A 23,691-nucleotide genomic window follows, 5' to 3' on the forward strand; every position below is an offset into this window, starting at 1 on the left:
GCTGCCCCCGCCTTGTCCGGGAATCACCCTTACCCGCAAGGCGTTAACAACTGGTTAGCGATCCCTCAAGCCGCCGATCCGCCGACCGTCAGCCCGCCGATCAGCAGGGTCGGTTGGCCGACGCCCACCGGCACCCACTGGCCCTGCTTGCCGCAATTGCCGATGCCGGGATCCAAGGCCATGTCGTTGCCGATGGCGCGCACCTGCCGCAGCGCGGTGGCGCCATCGCCGATCAGGGTCGCGCCCCGGATCGGATCGCCCACCACGCCGTTCTTCACGCGATACGCCTCGGTGCAGGAAAACACGAACTTGCCGTTGGTGATGTCCACCTGCCCGCCGCCGAAACCCACCGCATAGATTCCGTCGCGCAGGTCGGCCAGGATCGCGGCCGGATCGGCATCGCCGCCGGGCATGTAGGTGTTGGTCATGCGTGGCATCGGCGCATGGGCAAAGCCCTGCCGCCGCCCGTTGCCGGTCGGTTCCACCCCCATCAGGCGGGCGTTCTGGCGGTCCTGCATGAAACCCACCAGGATCCCGTCCTCGATCAGCACGTTGCGGGCCGGGGGCATGCCTTCGTCGTCGACGCCGATGCTGCCGCGCCGGTCGGGGATGGTGCCGTCATCGACCACGGTGACGCCGGGCGCCGCGACCCGCTGGCCCATCAGCCCGGCAAAGGCCGAGGCCTTCTTGCGGTTGAAATCCCCCTCCAGCCCGTGGCCCACGGCCTCGTGCAGCAGGATGCCGGGCCAGCCGGGGCCAAGCACCACGTCCATCACCCCCGCAGGCGCCGGGACGGATCGCAGGTTGACCAGGGCGATGCGCAGCGCCTCGTCCACGGCGGGCTGCCAATGGGCGGGATCCATCAGCCCGGCCAGGGACACGCGGCCGCCGCCGCCATGGCCGCCGGATTCGCGGCGGTCGTTGTTTTCCACGATCACGCCGACATTCAGTCGCGCTATCGGTCGGATGTCGGTCACCAGCCCGCCCTCGGGGCGCAGGATCGCCACTTGCTGCAAGGACGAGGCCAGCGACACCGTGACCTGCACCACGCGCGGATCGCGGGACCGGGCGTAGTCGTCGATCTGGCGCAGAAGCTCGATCCGGGTGGCGAAGGGGATGCCTTCGGCCGGGTCGGCGGCCATGTACATCGGCCGGACCTGCATCGGCGCGGCGGGCGCCATCACGCCGCCGCCCTGGCCCACCGCCAGGCGTGCGGTTTCCGCCGCGCGGCGCAGGGCGGGTTCGGAAATCTCGGTCGAATGGGCGTATCCCGTGACCTCGCCCCGCACGGCGCGCAGGCCGAAGCCCTGTTCGGCGGTATAGCCGGAGTTGCGCAGCCGCCCGTCGTCGAAGACCAGCGTTTCCGACACGGAATGTTCCAGGAACAGCTCTCCGTCCTCGGCCCCCGCCGTGGCGTCGCGCAGGATCGCCAGGGCGCGGTCGCGGTCCAGATGGGTGGCGAAGGGGTCGAAGGGGGTGCTGCTCATGGCGGGGCGTCGTCTTTCTCTCGGCGAAACAAGGCTGCGAACTGGGCTGGAGGACGGTCCCGGCCCGTGGATTTTGCGAAGGCAGGCTTATGTATCACTTGCCCGTAGGGACGAGATATGGTCATAGAACGGTCAGTGTTAAAGGAAAAGGGGCGGTCTTGGGGCGCCCCTGCGGTCGCGCGGCCGCGCCAGGATAACGGGATGGGATGATGGCAATAGCGATGATTCGCCGTGCAGTCGCGGCAGCTTCCGGGCTGGCGGCAGCGGGGATGGTAGCCAACGCGGCTTGGGCGCAGGATGTGCTGGGGGAACTGCCGGTGATCGGCAAGCCCCATGCGCGCGGGGTGAATTTCCAGCCCCCCGTGACTGAATTGGCCCATGACCAGCAATGGCTGGACCATTTCGTGCTGATCATCATCTCGGTCGTGACGCTGGTGGTCTGCGCGCTGCTGCTGTTCGCGATCCTGCGTTTCAACAGCCGGGCGAATCCGGTTCCCGCGAAGTTCACCCACAACACCCCGCTGGAGATCGCCTGGACGCTGGTGCCGGTGCTGATCCTGGTCTCCATCGGGGCCTTTTCGCTGCCCGCGCTGTTCCGCAGCCAGGAAATGCCCGCCGATCCCGATGTGGTGATCAAGGCCATCGGCAACCAGTGGTACTGGTCCTACGAATATCCCGAAAACGGCATCAGCTTCGACTCGATCATGCTGACCAAGGAAGAGCTGGCGGATTACGGCTATAACGAGGACGAATACCTGCTGGCGACCGACACCGCCGTCGTCGTGCCGGTGGGCCAGACCGTGCTGCTGCAAGTGACCGCGAACGACGTGATCCACAGCTGGACGATCCCGGCCTTCGCCGTGAAGCAGGACGCGGTTCCGGGCCGGATCGCTCAGGCCTGGTTCAATGTCGAACAGGAAGGCGTCTATTTCGGCCAGTGCAGCGAGCTGTGCGGCATCAACCACGCCTATATGCCGATCGTCGTGAAGGCGGTCAGCCCCGAAACCTATGCCGCCTGGGTCGCCGAACAGGGCGGCACCCTGGAAGGGGCCGCGGAAACCGCTTCGGCCGCCCCTGCCGACACCGTGACGCTGGCCAAGGCCGACTGAGCGTCGGACCGACCAGCGACAAAGCCAGGCCAAAGGAAAGATGACCGATATCAACACCTATGAAGGCGCCCCCGAGGCCGAGTTCCGCGATTTCGTCGCGCTGCTCAAGCCGCGGGTGATGTCGCTGGTCGTCTTCACCGCCTTCGTGGGGCTGTGGGTGGCGCCGGTCGATCTGCATCCCTTCGTGGCCTTCTGTTCGGTCCTGTTCATCGCGCTTGGCGGCGGCGCCTCGGGCGCGCTGAACATGTGGTATGACGCGGACATCGACGCCGTGATGCGCCGCACCCGGTCCCGCCCCATCCCCTCGGGCCGGATCGAGGGGGGCGCGGCGCTGTCGCTGGGCCTGATCCTGGCCGGCTTCGCGGTCATGATGCTGGGGCTGGCAGCGAACTGGTTCGCGGCGGGCTTCCTGGCCTTCACGATCTTCTTCTATGCCGTCGTCTATACGATCTGGCTGAAACGCTGGACGCCGCAGAACATCGTCATCGGCGGCGCGGCCGGAGCGTTCCCGCCGATGATCGGCTGGGCCTGCGCGACGGGCGGGATCAGCATCGAATCGCTGCTGATGTTCGCGCTGATCTTCTTCTGGACGCCGCCGCATTTCTGGGCGCTGGCGCTGTTCATGAAGTCGGATTACCACATCGCCAAGGTGCCGATGCTGACGGTGACGCATGGCCGCGCCGCCACCCGCCGCCATATCTTCGCCTATACGCTGGTGCTGGCGCCCTTTGCGATCTGGCTGGGGCTGACCTCGGTCGGGGGGCCTGTCTATCTGGCGGCCTCGGTCGTGCTGAACGCGCTGTTCATCCATGGCGGCTGGCGGATCCTGCGCCGGTCCGAGGATGCGGCGATCGCCGACGGCTATGCGGTCGAAAAGCGGGTCTTCAAGCTGTCGCTTTATTACCTGTTCCTGCATTTCGTCGCGCTGTTGGTTCAGAACGCAATGGGGGGCTGGTGATGCCGCTGCACGCCGAACACGAGATCCACGGCCGCCGCCGGTCGCGCAATGTCGGGCTGGGCCTGGTGCTGCTGGCCTTTGTCGCGCTGGTCTTCGGCCTGACGGTGGTCAAGGTCCAGCAGGGCGACATGATGGAGGCCTTCGACCACCAGCCGCGCGTGTCCGTCCTGCCTCCCGAGGAGCCGGCGGAATGACCCGGCGCATGTCCCCGGAAACCCGCACCGTCACCGTCCTGGTGGGCGTCGTCGTGACGATGGGCGCGCTGGCCTGGGCCGCCGTGCCGTTCTATGACTGGTTCTGTCGCGTCACCGGCTTCGGCGGCACCACGCAGGTCGCGGAATCGGCGCCTGATCAGGTGCTGGACGAGGTCGTCCGGGTCCGCTTCGACGCCAATGTGGACAAGGATATGGAATGGACCTTCCGTCCCATGCAGACCAGCATGGAGCTGAAGATCGGCGAACCGGGCCTGGCCTTCTATGAGGCGGTGAACAATTCCGACGTGGCCATCACCGGCACCGCCAGCTATAACGTCGCGCCCGAGGTGTCGGGCTATTACTTCGACAAGATCGAGTGTTTCTGCTTCACGGAACAGACCCTCCAGCCGGGCGAGCGGATCGAGATGCCGGTCAGCTTCTTCGTCGATCCCGACCTGGTCAAGGACCGCGACGCAGGCTGGGTCAGGGACATCACCCTGTCTTACACCTTCCACCGCACCCAGCCGAAGCAGGCCGCGCTTGACGCTGCCCCGGCGGGTAACGTCAACTGAACCAAGAGGAGCCGACGGGGACAGCTCATGGCGCACGCAAAGAACCACGATTACCACATCCTTCCGCCGTCGATCTGGCCTTTCGTCGCCGCCATCTCGGCCTTCCTGATGCTGTATGGCGCTGTCGGCTGGATGCATTCGGGCGATGTGCATCTGCTGTTCATTCCGGTCAACGGACCCTGGCTGGCGCTGATCGGCTTCGTCGGCGTGCTGTACGTGATGTACAGCTGGTGGGCCGACGTGGTGCGCGAAAGCCAGGCGGGCGATCACACCCCTGTGGTGCGGATCGGCCTGCAATACGGCTTCATCCTGTTCATCATTTCGGAACTGATGTTCTTCACGGCCTGGTTCTGGAACTTCATCAAGAACGCGATGTATCCGATGGGGCCGGAAAGCCCGATCAAGGACGGCGTCTGGCCGCCCGAAGGCATCGTGACCTTCGACCCCTGGCATCTGCCCTTCATCAACACGCTGATCCTGCTGCTGTCGGGCGTCGCGGTGACTTGGGCGCACCACGCGCTTGTCCACGACAACGACCGCAAGACCACCATCAACGGGCTGATCGTCGCGGTCTTCCTGGGCGTCGTGTTCACCATCCTGCAAGCCTATGAATACAGCCACGCGGCCTTCGGTCTGGCCGACACCGCCTATGCAAGCGCCTTCTATCTGGCGACGGGCTTCCACGGCTTCCACGTCATCATCGGCACGATCTTCCTGGCCGTCTGCCTGCTGCGGATGCTGAACGGCCAGATGGATCAGGAAAAGCATATCGGCTTCGAGGCCGCCGCCTGGTACTGGCACTTCGTCGATGTGGTCTGGCTGTTCCTGTTCGCCGTGATCTATGTCTGGGGCAGTTGATCCCCGCCGAAACCGAAACACGACGCGCGGGGGCGGTTCCCGCGCGTTTTCTTTTGCGATTGGCTGATCCTCTCATGCGCCGCATCCTGATTCCCCTGATCTTCGGCATCCTCGGCTGCGCGATCCTGATCAATCTCGGCCTGTGGCAATTGCGCCGCCTGGACGAAAAAGAGGGGCTGCTGGCACGGATCCAGGCCGGCATCGAGGCCCCTGCCGTGCCGCTGCCCGCCGCCGTCGATCCGTCGATGAAATACCTGCCCGTCACCGTCAGCGGCACCACCACCGGGGCCGAGATCGACGTGCTGTCGGGCAGCAAGGAACAGGGCGGCGGCTACCAGATCGTGTCCCGCTTCATCACCGACGACGGCCGCGCGATCCTGCTGGACCGGGGCTTCGTGCCGCAGGAACTCCGCCATGCCGAACGCGGGCCGACCCGGCTGTCGGTGCGCGGCAACCTGCACTGGCCCGACGAAAAGGGCAGCGCCACGCCCGAGCCGAACCTGGACGAGAACATCTGGTTCGCCCGCGACGTGCCCGCCATGGCGAAGGCGCTGGACACCGAACCGATCCTGGTCGTCGCCAGATTCGTCGAGGGCGACGCCCAGGGGGTCGAGCCGATCCCCGTCGCCATCGAGGGGATCCCCAACAACCACCTGTCCTATGCCGTCCAATGGTTCATGATCGCGGCCACCTGGGCAGGGATGACAGTGGCCTTGATCTGGCGTATCAGGCAGCGGAAATACTGAGGGAACACGGATGCGCTATGTCTCGACGCGGGGTCAGGCCCCGGTGCTGAACTTCGAACAGGCGATGCTGTCGGGCCTGGCCCGCGACGGCGGCCTGTACCTGCCCGAGACGATCCCCGCCTTCCGCGGCCTGCGCGACCTGGACGGCCTGCCCTATGAGGAGGTCGCCTTCCGCGTCATCCGCCCCTTCACCGGCGACAGCTTCACCGACGACGAACTGCGCGGCGCCATCGACCGCGCCTATGCGCGTATCGAACATACCGCCAAGGCGCCCCTGCGCCAGCTTGCCCCCGGCCATCACCTGCTGGAGCTGTTCCACGGCCCGACCCTGGCCTTCAAGGACTTCGCGATGCAGTTGATCGCGCAGTTGTTCCAGATCGCGCTGAAACGGTCCGGCCAGAAGATCACCATCGTGGGCGCGACCTCGGGCGACACCGGATCGGCGGCCATCGAGGCCTTCAAGGGCATCGACAATGTGGACGTGTTCATCATGTTCCCGCATGGCCGCGTCAGCGACGTGCAGCGCCGCCAGATGACCACGCCCGACGCGGCGAATGTCCATGCCCTGGCCGTGACCGGGCATTTCGACGACTGCCAGGCGCGGCTGAAGGATCTGTTCAACGACCACGCCTTCCGCGACCAGGTGGGGCTGGCGGGCGTGAACAGCATCAACTGGGCGCGCGTGGTAGCGCAGATCGTCTATTACTTCACGGCCTGCGCGTCCCTGGGGATGCGGGACACGGATTTCACCGTGCCGACCGGCAATTTCGGCGACATCTTCGCGGGATCCATCGCGCGGGCCATGGGCCTGCCGATCCGCCGCCTGATCGTGGCGACGAACCAGAACGACATCCTGCACCGCGCGCTGACCACCGGCGAATACCGGGTGGGCACGGTCGAACCCTCGATCAGCCCGTCCATGGACATCCAGGTCAGTTCCAACTTCGAACGCGCCCTGTATCTGGCCTATGGCGGCGATGCAGCCGCGGTGGCGCAGATCATGGACGAATTGAAGCACGGCGGCTTCACCATCAGCCAGGGCGCCTTGCAGGCGCTGCGCGAACAATACCTGTCGGGCCGCGTCTCGGAGGATGAGACCTTGGCGATGATCCGCACCATCCGCGCCGAGACCGGCGAAATCCTGTGTCCCCACAGCGCGGTGGGCGTCGCCGTCGCACGCCAGCATGTCGAACCCGGCGTGCCCATGGTGACGCTGGCGACCGCCCATCCGGCCAAGTTCCCCGATGCGGTGGAGGCCGCGATCGGCGTCCGGCCGCCGCTGCCGCCGCATATGGCCGGGCTGTTCGACCTGGCCGAACGCGTGACGCGGGTTGAAAACGACGTGCAGGCGCTTAAATCGCTGATCCTTGACCGGAGAACGCAGTGAACCAAGACCCGACCCCGCAGATCACGACCCTTGCCAACGGCCTGCGCGTCGCCACGCGCCTGATGCCGGGGCTGCATTCCGCCGCCCTGGGCATCTGGGTCAATGCGGGCGGGCGCAATGAGCGCCCCGAACAGAACGGCATCGCGCATTTCCTGGAGCATATGGCCTTCAAGGGCACCACGACGCGCAGTGCCCTCCAGATCGCGGAAGCCATCGAGGACGTGGGCGGCTATATCAACGCCTATACCTCGCGCGATGCGACGGCCTATTACGTGCGCGTGCTGGAAGATGACGTGGATCTGGCCTTCGACGTGATGTCCGACATCGTGCTGAACCCGATCTTCGACGAACGGGAAATCGAGGTCGAGCGCGGCGTGATCCTGCAAGAGATCGGGCAGTCGATGGACACGCCCGACGACATCATCTTCGACTGGCTGCAAGAGGCCGCCTATCCGAACCAGCCGATGGGCCGCACCATCCTGGGACCAGTGGAACGCGTCAGCCGCTTCGGCCGCGCCGACCTGGCGGGCTTCGTGGCGGAAAACTATGGCCCTGGCCAGATGATCGTGGCCGCGGCCGGGGCGGTCGATCACGACCGCATCGTGCGGCTGGCCGAACGGGCCTTCGGCCATCTGGCCCCCGTGGCGCAGGCCCCCAAGGAAGCCGCCCGCTGGCAGGGTCTGGAAACCCGCAAGGTCAAGCGGCTGGAGCAGGCGCATTTCGCGCTGGCCCTGGAGGGGCCCGGCTATCTGGCGCCCGATTTCTATGCCGCGCAGATCTTTTCCTCGGCCCTGGGCGGGGGCATGTCGTCCCGCCTGTTCCAGAAGATTCGCGAGGAACGGGGCCTGTGCTACACGATCTTCGCGCAGTCGGGATTCCATGACGACACCGGAATGCTGACCGTCTATGCCGGCACCGGGGCCGAGGATCTGGCCGACCTGTCCACCCTGACCATCGACGAGATGAAGCGGGCCGCCGAGGACATGTCCGAACCCGAGGTCGCCCGCGCCAAGGCGCAGTTGCGCGCAAGCCTGCTGATGTCGCTGGAAAGCCCGTCGTCGCAGGCGGAACGCATGGCCCGGACCCTGGCGATCTGGGGCCGGGTGCCCGACGCGGCCGAGGTCGCGGACCGCATCGCCGCCGTGTCGGTGGCCGAGGTGCGCGCCCATGCCGAACGCCTGATCGGGCAGGCCCGCCCCGCGCTGGCGCTTTATGGTCCGGTCAAGGCGGCGCCCGCCCTGGGCACCCTGGCCGAACGGCTTGCCGCCTGATGTTCCTGCGCGCGCGGCCCGTCAGGCTGGAGGCCGAACGGATCGTGCTGCGCCTGCCTGCCCATGCCGATTTCCACGCCTGGACGGCGCTGCGCCAGGCCAGCCGCGACTTCCTGACCCCGTGGGAGCCGGTCTGGTCCCCGGACCACCTGTCCCGCAAGAGCTTCGTCAACCGCGTCTATTGGGCTGCCCGCGCCAGTCGGGGCGGCACCGCGCTGCCCCTGTTCCTGGTGCGCCGCGACGGCGTTTTGTTGGGCGCGATCACCCTGGACAACATCCGTCGCGGCCCCGCGCAGTCGGGAACCATCGGTTACTGGATCGGCCAGCCCTTCGCCCGCCAGGGCTATATGCGCGAGGCGATCGGCGCGCTGGTCCACCACGCCTTCACCGTGATGGACCTCAGCCGGGTCGAGGCCGCCTGTTTGCCGGAAAACGCCGCGTCGCGCGGCGTCTTGGAAAAGTCGGGCTTCAAATACGAAGGCGTCGCGCAAAGCTATCTGCAAATCGACGGCCGGTGGCGGAACCATGTGCTGTATGCCAACCTGCGCGGCGACCGGCGCGGCCGCAGCGATGCGCGCTGACGGCTTTGCGTCCCGCGATCCCGGGGGCCAGCCCCCGGACCCCGGGGATATTTGAACACAGGAGATGGGGCGGACGATGGGATTGAATCCGGCGGATGAGCGGCTGGCGGCACGGCTACCGCAAGGTGTTCTGCGCGAGGCGGCGCCCGCCTATCTTGAGGAACCGCGCGGCCGCTATCGCGGCCAGGCTGGGTTGGTCGCCGCCCCCCGCGATACCGAGGAGGCGGCGGCGGTGATCCGCGCCTGCGCCGAGGCCGGGGTGGCGGTGGTGCCGCGCGGCGGCGGCACGGGGCTGGTTGGCGGGCAGGTGATGCCCGAGGGGCCTGTCCCCCTGCTTCTGTCGCTGGAGCGCATGAGGGCCATCCGCGCGGTCCACCCCGAGGAAGGCGTGATCGTGGCCGAGGCGGGCGCCACCCTGCAACAGGTCCGCGAGGCCGCTGCCGCCGTGGGGCGGCAGTTCCCGCTGGCGCTGGCGTCGCAGGGGACCGCGCAGATCGGCGGGGTGCTGTCGACCAATGCGGGCGGCGTCAACGTGCTGCGCTATGGCAATGCCCGCGCGATGTGCCTGGGGGTCGAGGCGGTGCTGCCGCAGGGCCAGGTCATGCACGACCTGAAACGGCTGCGGAAGGACAACACCGGCTATGACATCCGCGACCTGCTGATCGGGGCGGAAGGAACGCTGGGCATCATCACCGCCGCCTCGCTGGTGCTGGCTCCGGTCCCGCCCGAGGTCGGCGTGGCGATGCTGGTCGTGGAATCGCCCGAGGCCGCGCTGACCCTGCTGTCGCTGGCGCAGGCCCGGATGGCGGGGGGCGTGACGGCGTTCGAGCTGATCTCGGGGCAGGGGCTGCGCTTCCTGGACGTGGCCTTTCCGGCGCTGCGCCAGCCTTTCGCGGATCGCCCCGACTGGCTGGTCCTGATCGAGGTGGGCCTGCCCGCGGGCCTGTTCGCAGATGCCGCGCTGGAGGGCCTGTTCTCCGAGGCTGCCGAGGAGGGGCTTGTCCGCGACGGCGTGATCGCGCAGTCAGGCCAGCAGGCCGCCGAGTTGTGGGCGATCCGCGAGACGATCCCCGACGCGAACCGCCATATCGGCGCCATCGCCAGCCACGACATCAGCCTGCCTTTGTCCGAAATCGCCCGCTTCATCCGCGATGCCAGCGCCATGCTGGCGGGCATGGCCGACCTGCGCATCAACTGCTTCGGCCACCTGGGCGACGGCAACCTGCATTTCAACCTGTTCCCGGTCGAGGGGAAAACCCGTGACGCCTATGACCGGGTTCGGCGAGACTTGTCGCGCGCGGTGCATGAGATGGTGGTGGCGCGCGGCGGGTCGTTCTCGGCGGAACACGGGGTGGGGCGGCTGAAGGCGGCGGACCTGGCCGAATGGGGCGATCCGGCGCGGCTGGGGGCCATGCGCGCGATCAAGGATGCGCTGGATCCGGCGGGGATCATGAATCCGGGGGTGATCCTGAATGATTATGCAAAAACCACCCTGTAATTAAAGGAGTATAGGGACGGTATGGTAGAAGATAGCGATCTGGATTTACTGTATGAGGAATTTCCGGAGCTTGAGGGAAAGAATATTATAATTGAAAAGGAAGTCCTTGCTCACTTTGGTCTGCTCTTTTCAGGATACGCTCTTTTGGAAGCAGGTTTGCAAAATTGTTTCATTTTCTGGAAACTTTGCTCTCGCGTAAAAGATCGATCGGTGAGCGATGGCGAGCAATGGAAATTACTTTATGATTCTTTTGAACATAAAGCGCAGGCTTCGACTTTTGGCGCCTTATTGCGTTTGTTGGAAGATTGCACGCCGCTATTGGTTCAGCAAGATGAACTTAAGTTATTAAAGCGGAAACGAGACTACTTCGCCCATCATTTCTTTAGAGAAGAAAACAAGAATATGTTCTCTAGTGAAGTGAAAATATTGTTAATATCACGCATGAACGTGTTGCGCAGGAGGGTTAAGGCGTCAGAGGAGAAGGTGGACGTAGCAACGCTGGAAATTTTGAAGGATCTCTATCCGAAAACCGATGTGATCAAAATGATTGATGGGCTTGCTGACGATCTCAAGTCGCAGGCAATGGCTAATCCGCCAACCCATTTTGGTTGGGAGAAGTATTAAACCTGAAGATAGCCGCTTACTCCCCCTCGAACGCGCACAGCGCATGAACCTCATGCCCCAACCCCTCCAGCAGACGCCTTCCGCCCAGATCCGGCAGGTCGATCACGAAGGCGCAGCCCACGACCTTGGCGCCCAGCCTCTCACACAGCGAAATCCCCGCCGCCGCCGTGCCGCCCGTGGCCAGCAGGTCGTCCACGATCAGCACCCGTTCGCCCGGCTTCAAGGCGTCGTCATGGACCTCGACCACGGCCTCGCCGTATTCCAGTTGATAGGCCTGGGAAATCACCGCGCCGGGCAGCTTGCCCTTCTTGCGGATCGGCACGAAGCCGGTGGAAAGCTGATGCGCCACCGCTCCGCCCAGGATGAAGCCGCGCGCCTCGAGCCCCACGACCTTGTCGATCCGCGCGCCCGCATAGGGGGCCAGCAACTGGTCTATGGCGATGCGGAAGCCGCGCGCGTCCGCGAACAGCGTGGTCACGTCGCGGAACAGGATCCCTTCATGCGGGAAATCGGCGATGGTGCGGATATAGTCCTTGACGTTCAGGCTCATGCAGGGCGTTCCATTTCGAACAGCTGGGTGACGGCGGCATAGTCGTGATAGCCCAGCCGCGCGATCCATCCGCCCGCCGCGCGCGGATCGAAACGGCCGTCCACCACGCAATCGTCGCGGATATGCACCCCCGTCACCACGCCGAAGACGACGAAATTCGCCTGGCCCGCCAGCGGCAGCACACGGGTCATCCGGCATTCCAGCGCGGCGGCGGCCCCTGCGACGCGTGGGCAGGCGATGGTCTCGCATTCGGCGGCGGGGATCCCGGCGGCATCGAACTCGCTGACCCCGGCGGGCAGGGTGGCGGAACTGGCGTTCACCTGGTCGCGCAGGTCTCCGGTGGCGATGTTGACGCAGAACACGCCCGATTCGATGATCTGCGCCACGCTGTCCTTGGTGCCCTTGCGGTCGGGCTTCGCACTGGTCGAGGCGAACATCACCTGCGGAGGGACATAGGCCACCGCGTTGAAGAACGAATAGGGCGCCAGGTTGTCGCCCGCCGTCCCGCGCGTCGAAATCCAGCCGATGGGGCGGGGGGCGATGATGGCGTTGAAGGGACTGTGGGGCAGCCCGTGGCCGGACTCGGGGCGGTAGAACATCGGGGCCTCCTGTCTTGTCGGCTCAACCTGCCATTCGCACGGCCGCGCCGCAATGCCCCGGATGTTTCATCGTCCCCGTCCCCGTGCTAAGGGGCGGCAAGACCCGAGAGGAGGCGCGATGTACGAGATCTGCCCCGAGACGCCCGCCGACGAGCCCGAGGTCGAGGGTCTTTACGATCTGTGCTTCGCGCCGGGGCGGACGGCGCTGTCGTCGTACCGCCTGCGGGACGGGGTGCCCAAGGTCGCCGACCTGTGCCTGGTGCTGCGCGACGGGTCGAACACCGTGATGGCCGCGATCCGCTTCTGGCCGGTGCGCGTAGGCGGCAAGCCGGTGCTGCTGCTGGGTCCGATCGCCGTGCATCCCACCGCCCAGGGCGAGGGGCTGGGCGGCCTGCTGATGCGCGACAGCCTGGCCCGCGCGCGCAAGCTGGGCTGGGAACGGGTTCTGCTGGTGGGGGACGCGCCCTATTACAGCCGCTTCGGCTTCGCGCGGCTGGACGATGTGGTCATGCCGCCGCCGACCAATCCGGCGCGGGTTCTGGGGCTGGAACTTCGCCCCGGCGCCTGGGTTGATGTCGTGGGACCGGTGACGCGCGAAACCTTTCCCGATGCGGGGAAATTGTCGCGCGGCGCCAATGACCTGTCGGCCTGCGTGACGGTCGACCATCCAAAAGAGGATACCGATGCCCGCCACTCCGCAACTGGTGCTTCCGCCGATCAATGACCCCTCGGTCCATGCCCAGGTCGACCGCCTGGCGCGGCGCTATCTGGATGCGGGCGGGCTGGGGATGGAACTGATGGCCGCCGTCGGCAACGGCGCCGAAGGGCTGATCGAGAAACTGCCGGGTTTCGTGCGCAGCCGCATGGACCGCATCACCCGCGCCGGGCTGAACCGGGCCTTCGCTGCGGCGACAACTTCGCGTCGGATGGTCCGCGACCGGGGCGACTGGTTCAACCGCATGGCCTCGACCGTCAGCGGGGCGGCGGGGGGCGTGGGCGGTTTCGCGGGCGCGATGATCGAACTGCCCTTCACGATCACGCTTCTGCTGCGCGCGATGCTGGATATTGCCGTGGAACACGGTCTGGATCCCGACAGCGACGAGGTGCGGATGGAATGCCTGCGCATCTTCGCCGCCGCCGGTCCGATGGCCGAGGATGACAGCACCGACCTGGGCCTGCTGGCCGCGCGCATGTCGGTGACGGGCCAGACGGTGCAGGGGCTGATTTCCAAGGTCGCGCCGCGCCTGTCGGTGTCGATGGGCCAGAAGCTTGCGGCGCAGGCGGCGCCGATCTTCGGGGCGGTGGTGGGCGCGTCGATCAACTATACCTTCACGCGCTATTATCAGGAACTGGCCCGCGTCCATTTCGGCATCATGCGCCTGTCCCGCGAAACCGGCATTCCCAAGGAAGCCCTGGTCGAGGCGCTGCGCCTGTCCATCGAACGGCTGGACCACCGCCAGGCGGCGCGCTGAAGCCGAAGGCTGTTTTGCCTTGGTCTAAATATCCTCTGGGGGTTCGGGGGGCGAAGCGCCCCCGACCGGCGCGGGACGCTATTCCTCCTCGGCCGCCAGGGTCAGGTCGGCGACCGGCGCGTCCAGATCGTCCGTGCCAAGCTGCGCGGTGGGCCGGGCCAGGCGCGATTTCGTGACCCAGAACAGCCGTTCCTGCGCGCGGGTGATGGCGACATAGGCCAGCCGCTTCCACAGGGGGATCCCGGCCTCGGTCCGGTTCGACCAGGCGGCGGCGCTGATATCGGGGCCGAAAACCTGCACGTCGGGCCATTGCGAGCCTTGCGACTTGTGGATCGTCACCGCCGCGCCGTGCAGGAAGGTCGCCCCCATCCGGGCCGCGAAGGGGATGAAAGGCTCTTCCTCATCCGGCAGCTCGATCTTGACGATGCTGGCGGCGGACAGGCGCGGATCCTCGGCCCCGATGACGTGCAGCCGCGAAAAGCCCGGCTTGCGGCCCGGTCCCAGATAGACGACCTGCGCGCCCTTGATCAGCCCCCGCGCCTCCAGGTCGATGCGCTTCTTGCGGTGTTTCAGGGGCAGCTCGATTCCGTCGCAGATCAGCGGCTCTCCGGGCAGCAGCGCGTCGCCCGGCGCGCCATAGGCGGCGCGGAAGGCGTGGATCAGCCGGATCCGCGTGGCGTTGCGCCAGACCAGCACCGGGCTGCGGGCCATCAGGTCGCTTTCCACCCGTTCCGACCAGACCACCCGGTCGTCGCGCCGTGCGGCGGCGCGGATCTGGCTTTCGAAGCCCTCGAAGGACAGGCTTTCGTCGGACAGCGCATGGGCCAGATCCAGGATCGGGCTGTCGTCGGCCTGCCGGTGGATGCGGTTCAGGATCAGCCGTTGCGACGGCGCCAGCTTGTCAAAGACCATCTCGCCCGACTGGCCGACCGGGGCAAGCTGCGCCGGATCGCCGAACAGGACCAGCATGGGAAAGATCTCGCGCAGATCCTCGAACTGCTTTTCGTCCAGCATGGAGGCCTCGTCGATCAGCCCCACGTCCAGCGAATCCTCGCGCCGTTTCCAGCCGCGGATGAAATCGGACCCGCGCAGCCCGGCCGCCGCCAGCGCGCCGGGGATCGAGGCGTTCTGGTCGTAAAACGCCTTGGCCCGATCCAGCGCGGCATCCGTCATACCCTCGACCACCGGGCGGTCGCCGGTGCCCGCCAGCCATTCGGCCAGCTTTTCATATTCCGGGTCATAGACGGGGGTATACAGGATCCGGTGAATCGTCGTCGCCGGAACCCCGCGCATCCGCAGCACGAAGGCCGCCTTGTTGGTCGGCGCCAGGATCGCCACGCTGCGCCGCTCCTTGCGCTTGCGGCCTTCGTAGTCGCCGCTGACGACCTCGACGCCCGCGTCGCGCAGCGCCTTGGTGATCTGCGACAGCAGCAGCGTCTTGCCCGACCCGGCCTTGCCGATCACCGCCATCACGCGCCCCTTGCCCGGCTGCGGGGGGTGCAGTTCGCTGGACAGCAGGTCTATGCCTGCCGCCCCGAAGGCGTCGGCAAGGCTGTCCCAGGCTTCGGCCTGGTCGGGGGAAAGGGTCGGGGCAAGGGCGTTCATGCCGGGGTCTTATCCCGCCCGCCGCCAAAAGCGAAGCCGCCTTGTCGGCGGCCCCGCAGTCGCATCGTCAGATCACGCCGAAGGCGCGCATCGGTTCGGCCACGCGGATGAAACCGGCGATGTTCGCGCCGATCACGTAATCGCCCGGCGCGCCGAATTCCTCAGCGGTGGAATAGCAGGCGTCGTGGATGTCGCGCATGATCTCGGCCAGCCGGGCCTCGGTCTTTTCGAAGGTCCAACGGTCGCGCGAGGCGTTCTGCTGCATCTCCAGCGCCGAGGTCGCGACGCCGCCCGCATTGGCGGCCTTGCCGGGGCCGAACTTGACGCCCGCCTGCTGGAACGCGCGGATCGCCTCGGGGGTCGAGGGCATGTTGGCGCCTTCGCCCACCGCCTGCACACCGTTCTTGATCAGCGTCTTGGCGTCCTTGCCGGTCAGTTCGTTCTGCGTGGCCGAGGGCAGCGCGACCTGGCAGGGCACGTCCCAGATCGACCCGTCGCCCGCCTTGACGAAATAGACGCCGCTGCCTTCGCCCTTGATCCGCGCATATTCGCTGATCCGGCCGCGCCGCACTTCCTTGATTTCCTTGACCAGATCCAGGTCGAGGCCGTTCTCGTCGACGATATAGCCGCCGCTGTCCGAACAGGCGACGACCTTGCCGCCATAGGACCGGACCTTCTCGATCGTGTAGATCGCGACATTGCCGGACCCCGACACCACCACCGTCTTGCCGTCGAAATCGTCGCCGGTGGTTTGCAGCATGGCGCGGGTGAAATAGGTGTTGCCGTATCCGGTCGCTTCCTTGCGGGCCAGCGATCCGCCATAGAACAGGCCCTTGCCGGTCAGCACGCCTGCCTCGTAACGGTTGGTCAGGCGCTTGTACTGGCCGAACATGTATCCGATCTCGCGCGCGCCGACGCCGATGTCGCCCGCCGGCACGTCGGTATATTCGCCCAGATGGCGGTAAAGCTCGGTCATGAAGGACTGGCAGAAGCGCATGACCTCGGCATCCGAGCGGCCCTTGGGATCGAAGTCGGACCCGCCCTTGCCGCCGCCGATGGGAAGGCCGGTCAGCGCGTTCTTGAATGTCTGCTCGAAGCCCAAGAACTTGATGATCCCGACATTCACCGACGGATGGAACCGCAGCCCGCCCTTGTAGGGGCCCATGGCCGAGTTGAACTGGACGCGGAAGCCCCGGTTGATCTGGACCTGGCCCTTGTCGTCGGTCCAGGGCACGCGGAAGATGATCTGGCGTTCGGGTTCGCAGATCCGTTCGATCAGCGCGTTGTCCAGATATTCCGGGTGCTTGGCGACGACGCGGCCAAGGCTTTCCAGAACCTCGCGCACAGCCTGATGGAATTCCGCCTCGCCCGCGTTGCGGCGGACGACCTCGTCATAGATGGGGGTCAACTTGTCGTCGATCTGCGGCATGGCACTGTCCCTTTTGTGATTCTGACAGCGCGTTAGCCGTTATTTCAGGCAAATTAAATGGGAAGTCGCGACATATTCGGGCAGGTCGCGCAAGTTGTGGGCAGAACAGGACCGTCCCTGCAACTTTTCAGGCCCTGGCGCGTGTATGAGGGATCATCGAAAGGAACACGCGATGATCGAGCTGTTCTTCGTCACATGCCTGATCAGCGACCCGCACCGCTGCACCGAACACAGCCTGCTGTTCGAACGGCGCAACGGCATCCAGACCTGCATGTTGTCCGGCCAGAACGAACTGGCCCGCTGGGTCGCCGCCCATCCGAAGGACCGGGTGTTCGAATGGAAATGCCGCCTGCCCGAGGCAGGCGACACCAGGATTTAGGCCGCGTCAGCCGCGACGGGCTTCCAACGCATCCTCGAAGGTGCGCAGCCCGGTGGTCGGGGCCTGAACCAGCACCGACATGTTGCCCGGCTTGTGCTGGTTGCGATACATCTTCATATGCGCGGCCGGGATTTCCGCCCAAGGAAAGACCTCGGACATGCAGGGATCCAGGCGGCGTTCCAGCATCAGCTTGTTGGCCGCCGACGCCTGTTTCAGATGCGCGAAATGCGACCCCTGGATGCGCTTCTGGTGCATCCACAGGTAACGCACGTCGAAGGTGCAGTTGAAGCCTGTGGTGCCCGCGCAGATCACCACCATGCCGCCCTTCTTGCAGACGAGGGTGCTGACCGGGAAGGTCGCCTCGCCCGGATGTTCGAAGACGATGTCGACGTTGTTGCCCTTGCCGGTGATGTCCCAGATCGCCTTGCCGAACTTGCGCGCCTCGTTGAACCAGTCCTTGTATTCGGGGGTGTTGACCTTGGGCAACTGCCCCCAGCAGTTGAATTCCTTGCGGTTGATGACGCCCTTGGCGCCCAGGCCCATCACGAAGTCGCGCTTGTCTTCCTCTGAGATGACGCCGATGGCATTGCCGCCCGCCGCGTTGATCAGCTGGATCGCGTAAGACCCCAAGCCCCCCGAGGCGCCCCAGACCAGCACGTTCATGCCGGGCTTCAATTCGTGCGGCTCGTGCCCGAACAGCATCCGGTATGCGGTGGCCAGCGTCAGGGTATAGCAGGCCGATTCCTCCCAAGTCAGGTGCCGGGGGCGGGGCATCAGCTGCTGCGACTGGACGCGGGTGAACTGGGCGAAGCTGCCGTCCGGGGTCTCATAGCCCCAGATCCGCTGGGTCGGCGAATACATCGGATCGCCGCCGTTGCATTCCTCGTCGTCGCCGTCGTCCTGGTTGCAATGGACCACGACCTCGTCGCCGACCTTCCAGCGTTTCACCTTGTCGCCCACCGCCCAGACGATCCCCGAGGCGTCGGATCCGGCGATGTGATAGGGCGCCTTGTGCCCGTCGAAGGGGCTGATCGGCTGGCCCAGCCCGGCCCAGATGCCGTTATAGTTGACGCCCGCCGCCATCACCAGGACCAGCACCTCGTTGCTGTCGATGCTGGGGGTTTCGACGACTTCCAGCTGCATCGCCGTGTCGGGTTCGCCATGGCGTTCGCGCCGGATCGCCCAGGCGTGCATTTTCGCCGGAACATGGCCCAGGGGCGGCATCTCGCCGATGTCGTACAGATCCTTCACAGGGGCGTCATAGGGGGCGATCGGAGTAGGGGAATCGAGGGCCATGCGCGTCTCCTTGTCGTGCCGCGGCGCAGAATCGCCGGGTGTCTGGCACAAGTGGTATGAAGACTTGCGCAACATTGCAACAACGATGCAGATATAATCGCAATAAAATGTCCGAAAGTCGCATATCCTTGCCGCGCTGCGGCGAATTGACGGCGCATGTTTGTTTCTATATTCCTTTCTGGACCGAAAGATTGTTGCGAGGTGGCCGATGGCTGACAAGGACAAACCCTGGCTGTTCCGCACCTATGCGGGCCATTCCACGGCCGAGAAGTCGAACGCGCTGTATCGCGGCAACTTGGCCAAGGGACAGACCGGACTGTCGGTGGCCTTCGACCTGCCGACCCAGACCGGCTATGACAGCGATCACGTCCTGGCGCGGGGCGAGGTCGGCAAGGTCGGCGTTCCCATCTGCCATCTGGGCGACATGCGGGCGCTGTTCGACCGGATCCCGCTGGAACAGATGAACACCTCGATGACGATCAACGCGACGGCGCCTTGGCTGCTGTCGCTCTACATCGCCGTGGCCGAGGAGCAGGGGGCGGACATCGCCAAGCTGCAAGGCACGGTGCAGAACGACCTTATCAAGGAATACCTGTCGCGCGGCACCTATATCTGCCCGCCGAAGCCCTCGCTGGCGATGATCACGGACGTGGCGGCCTACACGCGGGAACACCTGCCCAAGTGGAACCCGATGAACGTCTGTTCCTATCACCTGCAAGAGGCCGGGGCGACGCCGCAGCAGGAACTGGCCTATGCGCTGGCGACCGCCATTGCCGTGCTGGACGACCTGAAGGGCAAGGTGCCGTCTGATACCTTCCCCGAGATGGTGGGCCGCATCAGCTTCTTCGTGAACGCGGGCATCCGCTTCGTGACCGAGATGTGCAAGATGCGCGCCTTCACCGAACTGTGGGACGAGATCACGCGCGACCGCTATGGCATCGCGGATGAAAAATACCGCCGCTTCCGCTATGGGGTGCAGGTCAACAGCCTGGGCCTGACCGAGCAGCAGCCGGAAAACAATGTCTACCGCATCCTGCTGGAGATGCTGGCCGTCACGCTGTCGAAAAACGCCCGCGCCCGTGCCGTGCAACTGCCTGCCTGGAACGAGGCGCTGGGCCTGCCGCGCCCCTGGGACCAGCAATGGTCGCTGCGGATGCAGCAGATCGTCGCCTATGAAACGGATCTGCTGGAATATGGCGACCTGTTCGACGGCAATCCGGTGATTGCCGCCAAGGTCGAGGAACTGAAACAGGGCGCGCGCGACGAATTGCGCCTGTTGGACGAGATGGGCGGGGCGATCGCCGCCATCGACTATATGAAGGCGCGGCTGGTCGAATCGAATGCCGAGCGTCTGGGACGGATCGAGACCAACCAGACGGTCGTGGTCGGCGTGAACCGCTGGCAGCAGGGAGAGCCTTCGCCGCTGACGGCGGGCGATGGCGGGATCATGGTGGTCGATCCGGCGGTGGAACAGGACCAGATCGCCCGGCTGCACGCCTGGCGGCAGGCCCGCGACGAAGGCGCGGTGCAGCTTGCGCTTGGCGCGTTGCGCGATGCGGCCCGGCGGGGGCAAAATGTCATGCCCTGGTCCATCGCGGCGGCCAAGGCCGGGGCCACGACCGGCGAATGGGCGGGCGTCATGCGCCAGGTCCATGGCGAATATCGCGGCCCGACAGGGGTGTCCGCCAGCCCGTCGAACCGCACCGAGGGGCTGGAGGAGATCCGCGAGGCCGTCGATGCGGTCAGCGCCCGCCTGGGACGGCGGCTGAAATTCGTGGTCGGTAAGCCGGGCCTGGACGGCCATTCCAACGGCGCCGAGCAGATCGCCTTCCGCGCCCGTGATTGCGGCATGGACATCACCTATGAAGGCATCCGCCTGACCCCCGAACAGATCGTCACCCGCGCGCAGGAAGAAGACGCCCATGTCATCGGCCTGTCGATCCTGTCGGGCAGCCATATGCCCCTGATCGAGGATCTGATGGCGCGGATCCGTGCGGCGGGCCTGGCCCATGTCCCGGTGATCGTCGGCGGCATCATCCCGGACGAGGATGCGGCACGGCTGCGCGCAATGGGCGTGGCGCGGGTCTATACGCCCAAGGACTTCCAGTTGAACGCGATCATGATGGATATCGTGGCCCTGGTGGAACCCAGCGTCGAGGCAGCCTGACGCCGCCCTTTTCACCTTTGTTCAAATATCCCGAGGGAGTCCCGCAGGGACGGGGGCAGCGCCCCCATCCTGCACCGCAAAAGGAAACGCCGCCCGGTCGGGGCGGCGCTTCGCACTTCCAGGGTCGGGCAATCAGAAGCCCAGGCCCGCGTATTTCGACTTGAACTTCGACACGCGGCCGCCGGTATCCATCAGCTTGGCCGAACCGCCGGTCCAGGCCGGGTGCGAGGTCGGGTCGATGTCCAGGGCCATGGTCGCGCCTTCCGAACCCCAGGTCGAACGGGTCTGGTAGGTGGTGCCATCGGTCATCTTGATCTCGATGGTGTGGTAATCGGGATGAATGTCTTTTCTCATCGGATGATCCCTCAGGCTTTCGCGTCGGACAGCGGGCGATAGTTGGTTTTCTCGACGATCCGCGCCGATTTGCCGCGACGGTCGCGCAGATAGTACAGCTTGGCGCGGCGGACCTTGCCGCGGCGCACGACCTCGATCGAATCGATGTTGGTCGAATACAGCGGGAACACCCGTTCCACGCCTTCGCCAAAGCTGATCTTGCGCACGGTGAAGCTGGCGGCCAGCGTCGCGCCGCCCTTGCGGCCGATGCAGACGCCTTCATACATCTGCACGCGCGACCGGGTGCCCTCGGTCACCTTATAGCCGACGCGCACGGTGTCGCCGGCCTTGAAATCCGGGATGGTCTTGCCGAGCTGGGCGATCTGCTCGGCTTCGAGTTCTGCGATCAGGTTCATCGCCTGGGTTCCTTGTCATGCTCGCGGTAGCCCCGCGATTGGTCTGATGCGCCCGAGAGCTGTCGGTCCTTTGCCGGGTCCACGGGCCGGTCGGCCCATGCCCGCCACAGGTCGGGGCGGCGTTGCTTGGTCAGCCTTTCGGCCTCACTGGCCCGCCAACGCTGAATGGCCGCGTGATTGCCGGACAGCAGAACCTCCGGTATCTCGCGGCCTTCCCATTGGGCGGGCTTCGTGAACTGGGGGGCTTCAAGAAGGCCCCTGTTGCCGATGGAAAAGGATTCCTCGGCCAGAGAGTCGTGATTCCCCAGCACGCGCGGTATAAGCCGGACCGTCGCGTCGATCAAGACCTGAGCGGCGATCTCTCCTCCGGTCAGGACATAGTCGCCGATGCTGATTTCCTCGACATCATGGGCGTCCAGGACGCGCTGGTCCACCCCTTCGAACCTGCCGCAGATCAGGGTGACGCCGTTGCCCCCCGCCAATTCGCGGGCGCGCGCCTGCGTCAAGGGCGCGCCGCGCGGCGACATGTAGATCACCGGGCGCGGGCTGCCTCGGCGGGCCTCGTGCAGGGCCGCGTCCATCACGTCGGCGCGGATCACCATGCCCGCGCCGCCGCCGGCGGGCGTGTCGTCCACGTTGCGGTGCCTGCCGATGCCGAAATCGCGCAGGGGCACGGTGCGCAGGTTCCACAACCCCTGCGCCAGCGCCTTGCCGGTCAGCGACAGGCCCAGGATGCCGGGGAAGGCCTCGGGGAACAGGGTGACGATGCTGGCGGTCCAGGCGCCCGCGACCTGCGGTTCGGCCATCAGCTGGCGGGGGCGCAGGCTGGCTGTGATCGACAGGCGGCCGTGGGATTTGGGCGGCTCACTCATCGGTGGCGGGCGGATCGGCGACGATGCGCTTCGCCGCCAGATCGACGGTCGGCACCACGGCGCGGGTAAAGGGCAGCAGCATAATGTCCTTGCCGCCCACGACTTCCAGAATGTCGCCCGCGCCGTGGTCGAAGATCGCCCGGACCCGGCCCAGCACGGCGCCGCCGGTATCGACGACCTCCAGCCCGATCAGGTCGGCGTGATAGAATTCGTCGTCGGGAAGCGAGGGCAGGGCGGATCGCGGCGCCCAGAGGGTCACGCCCCGCAGCGCCTCGGCATCCTCGCGCGTGGCCACGCCCGACAGGCGCGCGCCAAGGCCGCCGGTGACGGGGCGGGTCAGTTTCACGGTGAAGCTGCGCTTGCCGTCCTCGGTCGTCAGGGGGGTGTATGTGGCGATGTCCGACGGCTCGGCGCAGAAGCTTTTCAGCCGCACCTCGCCCCGGACCCCGAAGGCCCCGGCGATCGCGCCCACGCAGATGCGGTCTTCAGTCATGCGGCCCCCGCGATGGCAAAGGGCGGGGTCGCCCCCGCCCGTCGTGATTATTCGGCCTCGGCCGGGGCGGCGGCCTTCGCGGCCTTTTCCTCGGCGCGCTGCTTGGCTTTCTTGCCCGGCTCTGCCTTCTTCATGTTGGCGCGGTTGGCTTTCTCGCGGACGCCGGCGGCTTCCAGGAAGCGGGCCACGCGGTCGGTCGGCTGGGCGCCCTGGTCCAGCCAGTGCTTGGCGCGGTCCAGGTCCAGCTTGATGCGGTCCTCGCTGTCTTTCGCCAGCAGCGGGTTGTAGGTGCCCAGCTTTTCCAGGAAGCGGCCGTCGCGCGGCATGCGCGAATCGGACACGACGATGGCGTAATGCGGGCGCTTTTTGCTGCCGCCACGGGCCAGACGGATTTTCGTTGCCATTGGGTTTCTCCTTTAGAATGGCGTGGTGGGGCGGCGCCCCGTCAGGATTGGAAGGTCTCGTGATGCCGGATCACTTCGGCGATCACGAAGTTGAGGAATTTGCGCGCGAATTCCGGGTCCAGGTCGGCCTCGCGCGCGAGGCGTTCCAGCCGTTCGATCTGCTGCGCTTCGCGGGCGGGATCGGACGGCGGAAGATCGTGTTCCGCCTTGAGGCGGCCGACGGATTGGGTGTGCTTGAAGCGTTCGGCCAGCGTATAGACAAGGATCGCGTCCAGCCGGTCGATGCTGGCGCGATGTTCCTTAAGCAGTTCGGCGGCGCGGGTCACGGCGTCCATGGGCTGGGCTCCGGCTGATGGGGGTGGCGCCGGGGGGCCGTCTGCCCCCCGGACCC

At 66.1% G+C, this 23,691-nt stretch carries 27 protein-coding genes; 15 read left to right on the forward strand and 12 right to left on the reverse strand.

What is annotated here, in order from left to right:
• Positions 1–65: 65 nt before the first annotated feature.
• Complete coding sequence (tldD, locus tag PARHAE_RS04300; RefSeq protein ID WP_126153366.1) at positions 66–1,487, reverse strand: metalloprotease TldD; 1,422 nt, start codon at positions 1,485–1,487, stop codon at positions 66–68.
• 221 nt (positions 1,488–1,708) lie between these two features.
• Here tldD and coxB point away from each other — a divergent pair, with 221 nt between their 5' ends.
• The 11 genes from coxB (at position 1,709) to PARHAE_RS04355 (ending at position 11,285) form a co-directional block, all read left to right on the forward strand.
• The gene (coxB, locus tag PARHAE_RS04305) at positions 1,709–2,596 is read left to right on the forward strand and encodes a cytochrome c oxidase subunit II (RefSeq protein WP_241232663.1); all 888 of its coding nucleotides are present in this window, start codon (positions 1,709–1,711) and stop codon (positions 2,594–2,596) included.
• 40 nt (positions 2,597–2,636) lie between these two features.
• Positions 2,637–3,554 (forward strand): heme o synthase, encoded by a 918-nt coding sequence (cyoE, locus tag PARHAE_RS04310; protein WP_126153368.1) that lies wholly within the window; start codon positions 2,637–2,639, stop codon positions 3,552–3,554.
• Positions 3,554–3,748, forward strand: a complete 195-nt coding sequence (locus tag PARHAE_RS04315) for a hypothetical protein (protein WP_126153417.1) — start codon at positions 3,554–3,556, stop codon at positions 3,746–3,748. The genes cyoE and PARHAE_RS04315 overlap by 1 nt, the downstream gene beginning before the upstream one ends.
• Entirely contained in the window at positions 3,745–4,320 is a 576-nt protein-coding gene (locus PARHAE_RS04320) for a cytochrome c oxidase assembly protein (protein WP_126153369.1), read from the forward strand. The genes PARHAE_RS04315 and PARHAE_RS04320 overlap by 4 nt, the downstream gene beginning before the upstream one ends.
• A 27-nt stretch (positions 4,321–4,347) precedes the next feature.
• A complete protein-coding gene (locus PARHAE_RS04325; RefSeq protein WP_126153370.1) occupies positions 4,348–5,178 on the forward strand; it encodes a cytochrome c oxidase subunit 3 in 831 nt (276 codons plus the stop codon).
• Between the two features lie 74 nt (positions 5,179–5,252).
• Entirely contained in the window at positions 5,253–5,924 is a 672-nt protein-coding gene (locus tag PARHAE_RS04330) for an SURF1 family protein (protein ID WP_126153371.1), read from the forward strand.
• 10 nt (positions 5,925–5,934) lie between these two features.
• Positions 5,935–7,311 (forward strand): threonine synthase, encoded by a 1,377-nt coding sequence (thrC, locus tag PARHAE_RS04335; protein WP_126153372.1) that lies wholly within the window; start codon positions 5,935–5,937, stop codon positions 7,309–7,311.
• Positions 7,308–8,582: a M16 family metallopeptidase gene (locus PARHAE_RS04340; protein ID WP_277600641.1), complete on the forward strand. Its 1,275-nt coding sequence runs from the start codon at positions 7,308–7,310 to the stop codon at positions 8,580–8,582. Before thrC ends, PARHAE_RS04340 begins: the two co-directional genes overlap by 4 nt.
• Positions 8,582–9,163: a GNAT family N-acetyltransferase gene (locus tag PARHAE_RS04345; RefSeq protein ID WP_126153373.1), complete on the forward strand. Its 582-nt coding sequence runs from the start codon at positions 8,582–8,584 to the stop codon at positions 9,161–9,163. Before PARHAE_RS04340 ends, PARHAE_RS04345 begins: the two co-directional genes overlap by 1 nt.
• Before the next feature lie 76 nt (positions 9,164–9,239).
• Positions 9,240–10,661: an FAD-binding oxidoreductase gene (locus tag PARHAE_RS04350; RefSeq protein WP_126153374.1), complete on the forward strand. Its 1,422-nt coding sequence runs from the start codon at positions 9,240–9,242 to the stop codon at positions 10,659–10,661.
• A 21-nt stretch (positions 10,662–10,682) separates the two neighbouring features.
• Positions 10,683–11,285 carry a hypothetical protein gene (locus PARHAE_RS04355; RefSeq protein WP_126153375.1) on the forward strand — a complete coding sequence of 201 codons (603 nt, stop codon included), beginning with the start codon at positions 10,683–10,685 and terminating at the stop codon, positions 11,283–11,285.
• 16 nt (positions 11,286–11,301) lie between these two features.
• Here PARHAE_RS04355 and PARHAE_RS04360 read toward each other — a convergent pair whose 3' ends face one another.
• Complete coding sequence (locus PARHAE_RS04360; RefSeq protein WP_126153376.1) at positions 11,302–11,835, reverse strand: adenine phosphoribosyltransferase; 534 nt, start codon at positions 11,833–11,835, stop codon at positions 11,302–11,304.
• Positions 11,832–12,434 carry a flavin reductase family protein gene (locus PARHAE_RS04365; protein ID WP_126153377.1) on the reverse strand — a complete coding sequence of 201 codons (603 nt, stop codon included), beginning with the start codon at positions 12,432–12,434 and terminating at the stop codon, positions 11,832–11,834. The genes PARHAE_RS04360 and PARHAE_RS04365 overlap by 4 nt, the downstream gene beginning before the upstream one ends.
• Before the next feature lie 118 nt (positions 12,435–12,552).
• Here PARHAE_RS04365 and PARHAE_RS04370 point away from each other — a divergent pair, with 118 nt between their 5' ends.
• Both PARHAE_RS04370 and PARHAE_RS04375 read left to right on the forward strand, forming a co-directional pair.
• Positions 12,553–13,158 (forward strand): GNAT family N-acetyltransferase, encoded by a 606-nt coding sequence (locus PARHAE_RS04370; RefSeq protein WP_126153378.1) that lies wholly within the window; start codon positions 12,553–12,555, stop codon positions 13,156–13,158.
• On the forward strand, positions 13,118–13,906 hold the full coding sequence (locus PARHAE_RS04375; RefSeq protein ID WP_126153379.1) for an EcsC family protein: 789 nt from the start codon (positions 13,118–13,120) through the stop codon (positions 13,904–13,906). Before PARHAE_RS04370 ends, PARHAE_RS04375 begins: the two co-directional genes overlap by 41 nt.
• A gap of 78 nt (positions 13,907–13,984) precedes the next feature.
• Here the strand turns inward: PARHAE_RS04375 and PARHAE_RS04380 are convergent, their stop codons facing one another.
• Both PARHAE_RS04380 and gdhA read right to left on the reverse strand, forming a co-directional pair.
• Positions 13,985–15,511, reverse strand: coding sequence for an ATP-dependent DNA helicase (locus PARHAE_RS04380; RefSeq protein ID WP_126153380.1), 1,527 nt, complete (start codon positions 15,509–15,511; stop codon positions 13,985–13,987).
• A 67-nt stretch (positions 15,512–15,578) separates the two neighbouring features.
• A complete protein-coding gene (gene gdhA / locus PARHAE_RS04385; RefSeq protein ID WP_126153381.1) occupies positions 15,579–16,940 on the reverse strand; it encodes an NADP-specific glutamate dehydrogenase in 1,362 nt (453 codons plus the stop codon).
• Between the two features lie 172 nt (positions 16,941–17,112).
• Here gdhA and PARHAE_RS04390 point away from each other — a divergent pair, with 172 nt between their 5' ends.
• On the forward strand, positions 17,113–17,319 hold the full coding sequence (locus PARHAE_RS04390) for a hypothetical protein (RefSeq protein WP_126153382.1): 207 nt from the start codon (positions 17,113–17,115) through the stop codon (positions 17,317–17,319).
• A gap of 6 nt (positions 17,320–17,325) precedes the next feature.
• On the opposite strand, the gene ccrA is transcribed toward PARHAE_RS04390, so the two are convergent.
• Positions 17,326–18,615: a crotonyl-CoA carboxylase/reductase gene (gene ccrA / locus PARHAE_RS04395; protein ID WP_126153383.1), complete on the reverse strand. Its 1,290-nt coding sequence runs from the start codon at positions 18,613–18,615 to the stop codon at positions 17,326–17,328.
• A gap of 208 nt (positions 18,616–18,823) precedes the next feature.
• Between ccrA and PARHAE_RS04400 the strand changes: the two genes are divergently transcribed.
• On the forward strand, positions 18,824–20,782 hold the full coding sequence (locus tag PARHAE_RS04400) for a protein meaA (protein ID WP_126153384.1): 1,959 nt from the start codon (positions 18,824–18,826) through the stop codon (positions 20,780–20,782).
• Between the two features lie 132 nt (positions 20,783–20,914).
• On the opposite strand, the gene rpmE is transcribed toward PARHAE_RS04400, so the two are convergent.
• From rpmE to PARHAE_RS04430, 6 genes are read right to left on the reverse strand one after another with little or no spacing between them, the layout of a single operon-like run.
• Positions 20,915–21,136, reverse strand: a complete 222-nt coding sequence (gene rpmE / locus PARHAE_RS04405; RefSeq protein ID WP_126153385.1) for a 50S ribosomal protein L31 — start codon at positions 21,134–21,136, stop codon at positions 20,915–20,917.
• 11 nt (positions 21,137–21,147) lie between these two features.
• Entirely contained in the window at positions 21,148–21,531 is a 384-nt protein-coding gene (gene rplS / locus PARHAE_RS04410) for a 50S ribosomal protein L19 (RefSeq protein WP_126153386.1), read from the reverse strand.
• Complete coding sequence (gene trmD / locus PARHAE_RS04415; RefSeq protein ID WP_126153387.1) at positions 21,528–22,403, reverse strand: tRNA (guanosine(37)-N1)-methyltransferase TrmD; 876 nt, start codon at positions 22,401–22,403, stop codon at positions 21,528–21,530. The genes rplS and trmD overlap by 4 nt, the downstream gene beginning before the upstream one ends.
• Positions 22,396–22,896 carry a ribosome maturation factor RimM gene (rimM, locus tag PARHAE_RS04420; protein WP_126153388.1) on the reverse strand — a complete coding sequence of 167 codons (501 nt, stop codon included), beginning with the start codon at positions 22,894–22,896 and terminating at the stop codon, positions 22,396–22,398. The genes trmD and rimM overlap by 8 nt, the downstream gene beginning before the upstream one ends.
• Positions 22,897–22,943: 47 nt before the next feature.
• The gene (gene rpsP / locus PARHAE_RS04425; protein WP_126153389.1) at positions 22,944–23,300 is read right to left on the reverse strand and encodes a 30S ribosomal protein S16; all 357 of its coding nucleotides are present in this window, start codon (positions 23,298–23,300) and stop codon (positions 22,944–22,946) included.
• Positions 23,301–23,341: 41 nt separating this feature from the next.
• Positions 23,342–23,635, reverse strand: coding sequence for a chorismate mutase (locus PARHAE_RS04430; RefSeq protein WP_126153390.1), 294 nt, complete (start codon positions 23,633–23,635; stop codon positions 23,342–23,344).
• Between the last annotated feature and the right edge of the window lie 56 nt (positions 23,636–23,691).

It is taken from the genome of Paracoccus haematequi, from assembly GCF_900631945.1.
GTDB lineage: Bacteria > Pseudomonadota > Alphaproteobacteria > Rhodobacterales > Rhodobacteraceae > Paracoccus > Paracoccus haematequi_A.

Coding starts and splice junctions, on each gene's coding strand:
- tldD (WP_126153366.1), bottom strand. CDS start 1,487: ATGAGCAGCACCCCCTTCGACCCCTTCGCCACCCATCTGGACCGCGAC.
- coxB (WP_241232663.1), top strand. CDS start 1,709: ATGATTCGCCGTGCAGTCGCGGCAGCTTCCGGGCTGGCGGCAGCGGGG.
- cyoE (WP_126153368.1), top strand. CDS start 2,637: ATGACCGATATCAACACCTATGAAGGCGCCCCCGAGGCCGAGTTCCGC.
- PARHAE_RS04315 (WP_126153417.1), top strand. CDS start 3,554: ATGCCGCTGCACGCCGAACACGAGATCCACGGCCGCCGCCGGTCGCGC.
- PARHAE_RS04320 (WP_126153369.1), top strand. CDS start 3,745: ATGACCCGGCGCATGTCCCCGGAAACCCGCACCGTCACCGTCCTGGTG.
- PARHAE_RS04325 (WP_126153370.1), top strand. CDS start 4,348: ATGGCGCACGCAAAGAACCACGATTACCACATCCTTCCGCCGTCGATC.
- PARHAE_RS04330 (WP_126153371.1), top strand. CDS start 5,253: ATGCGCCGCATCCTGATTCCCCTGATCTTCGGCATCCTCGGCTGCGCG.
- thrC (WP_126153372.1), top strand. CDS start 5,935: ATGCGCTATGTCTCGACGCGGGGTCAGGCCCCGGTGCTGAACTTCGAA.
- PARHAE_RS04345 (WP_126153373.1), top strand. CDS start 8,582: ATGTTCCTGCGCGCGCGGCCCGTCAGGCTGGAGGCCGAACGGATCGTG.
- PARHAE_RS04350 (WP_126153374.1), top strand. CDS start 9,240: ATGGGATTGAATCCGGCGGATGAGCGGCTGGCGGCACGGCTACCGCAA.
- PARHAE_RS04355 (WP_126153375.1), top strand. CDS start 10,683: ATGGTAGAAGATAGCGATCTGGATTTACTGTATGAGGAATTTCCGGAG.
- PARHAE_RS04360 (WP_126153376.1), bottom strand. CDS start 11,835: ATGAGCCTGAACGTCAAGGACTATATCCGCACCATCGCCGATTTCCCG.
- PARHAE_RS04365 (WP_126153377.1), bottom strand. CDS start 12,434: ATGTTCTACCGCCCCGAGTCCGGCCACGGGCTGCCCCACAGTCCCTTC.
- PARHAE_RS04370 (WP_126153378.1), top strand. CDS start 12,553: ATGTACGAGATCTGCCCCGAGACGCCCGCCGACGAGCCCGAGGTCGAG.
- PARHAE_RS04375 (WP_126153379.1), top strand. CDS start 13,118: ATGCCCGCCACTCCGCAACTGGTGCTTCCGCCGATCAATGACCCCTCG.
- PARHAE_RS04380 (WP_126153380.1), bottom strand. CDS start 15,511: ATGAACGCCCTTGCCCCGACCCTTTCCCCCGACCAGGCCGAAGCCTGG.
- gdhA (WP_126153381.1), bottom strand. CDS start 16,940: ATGCCGCAGATCGACGACAAGTTGACCCCCATCTATGACGAGGTCGTC.
- PARHAE_RS04390 (WP_126153382.1), top strand. CDS start 17,113: ATGATCGAGCTGTTCTTCGTCACATGCCTGATCAGCGACCCGCACCGC.
- ccrA (WP_126153383.1), bottom strand. CDS start 18,615: ATGGCCCTCGATTCCCCTACTCCGATCGCCCCCTATGACGCCCCTGTG.
- PARHAE_RS04400 (WP_126153384.1), top strand. CDS start 18,824: ATGGCTGACAAGGACAAACCCTGGCTGTTCCGCACCTATGCGGGCCAT.
- rpmE (WP_126153385.1), bottom strand. CDS start 21,136: ATGAGAAAAGACATTCATCCCGATTACCACACCATCGAGATCAAGATG.
- rplS (WP_126153386.1), bottom strand. CDS start 21,531: ATGAACCTGATCGCAGAACTCGAAGCCGAGCAGATCGCCCAGCTCGGC.
- trmD (WP_126153387.1), bottom strand. CDS start 22,403: ATGAGTGAGCCGCCCAAATCCCACGGCCGCCTGTCGATCACAGCCAGC.
- rimM (WP_126153388.1), bottom strand. CDS start 22,896: ATGACTGAAGACCGCATCTGCGTGGGCGCGATCGCCGGGGCCTTCGGG.
- rpsP (WP_126153389.1), bottom strand. CDS start 23,300: ATGGCAACGAAAATCCGTCTGGCCCGTGGCGGCAGCAAAAAGCGCCCG.
- PARHAE_RS04430 (WP_126153390.1), bottom strand. CDS start 23,635: ATGGACGCCGTGACCCGCGCCGCCGAACTGCTTAAGGAACATCGCGCC.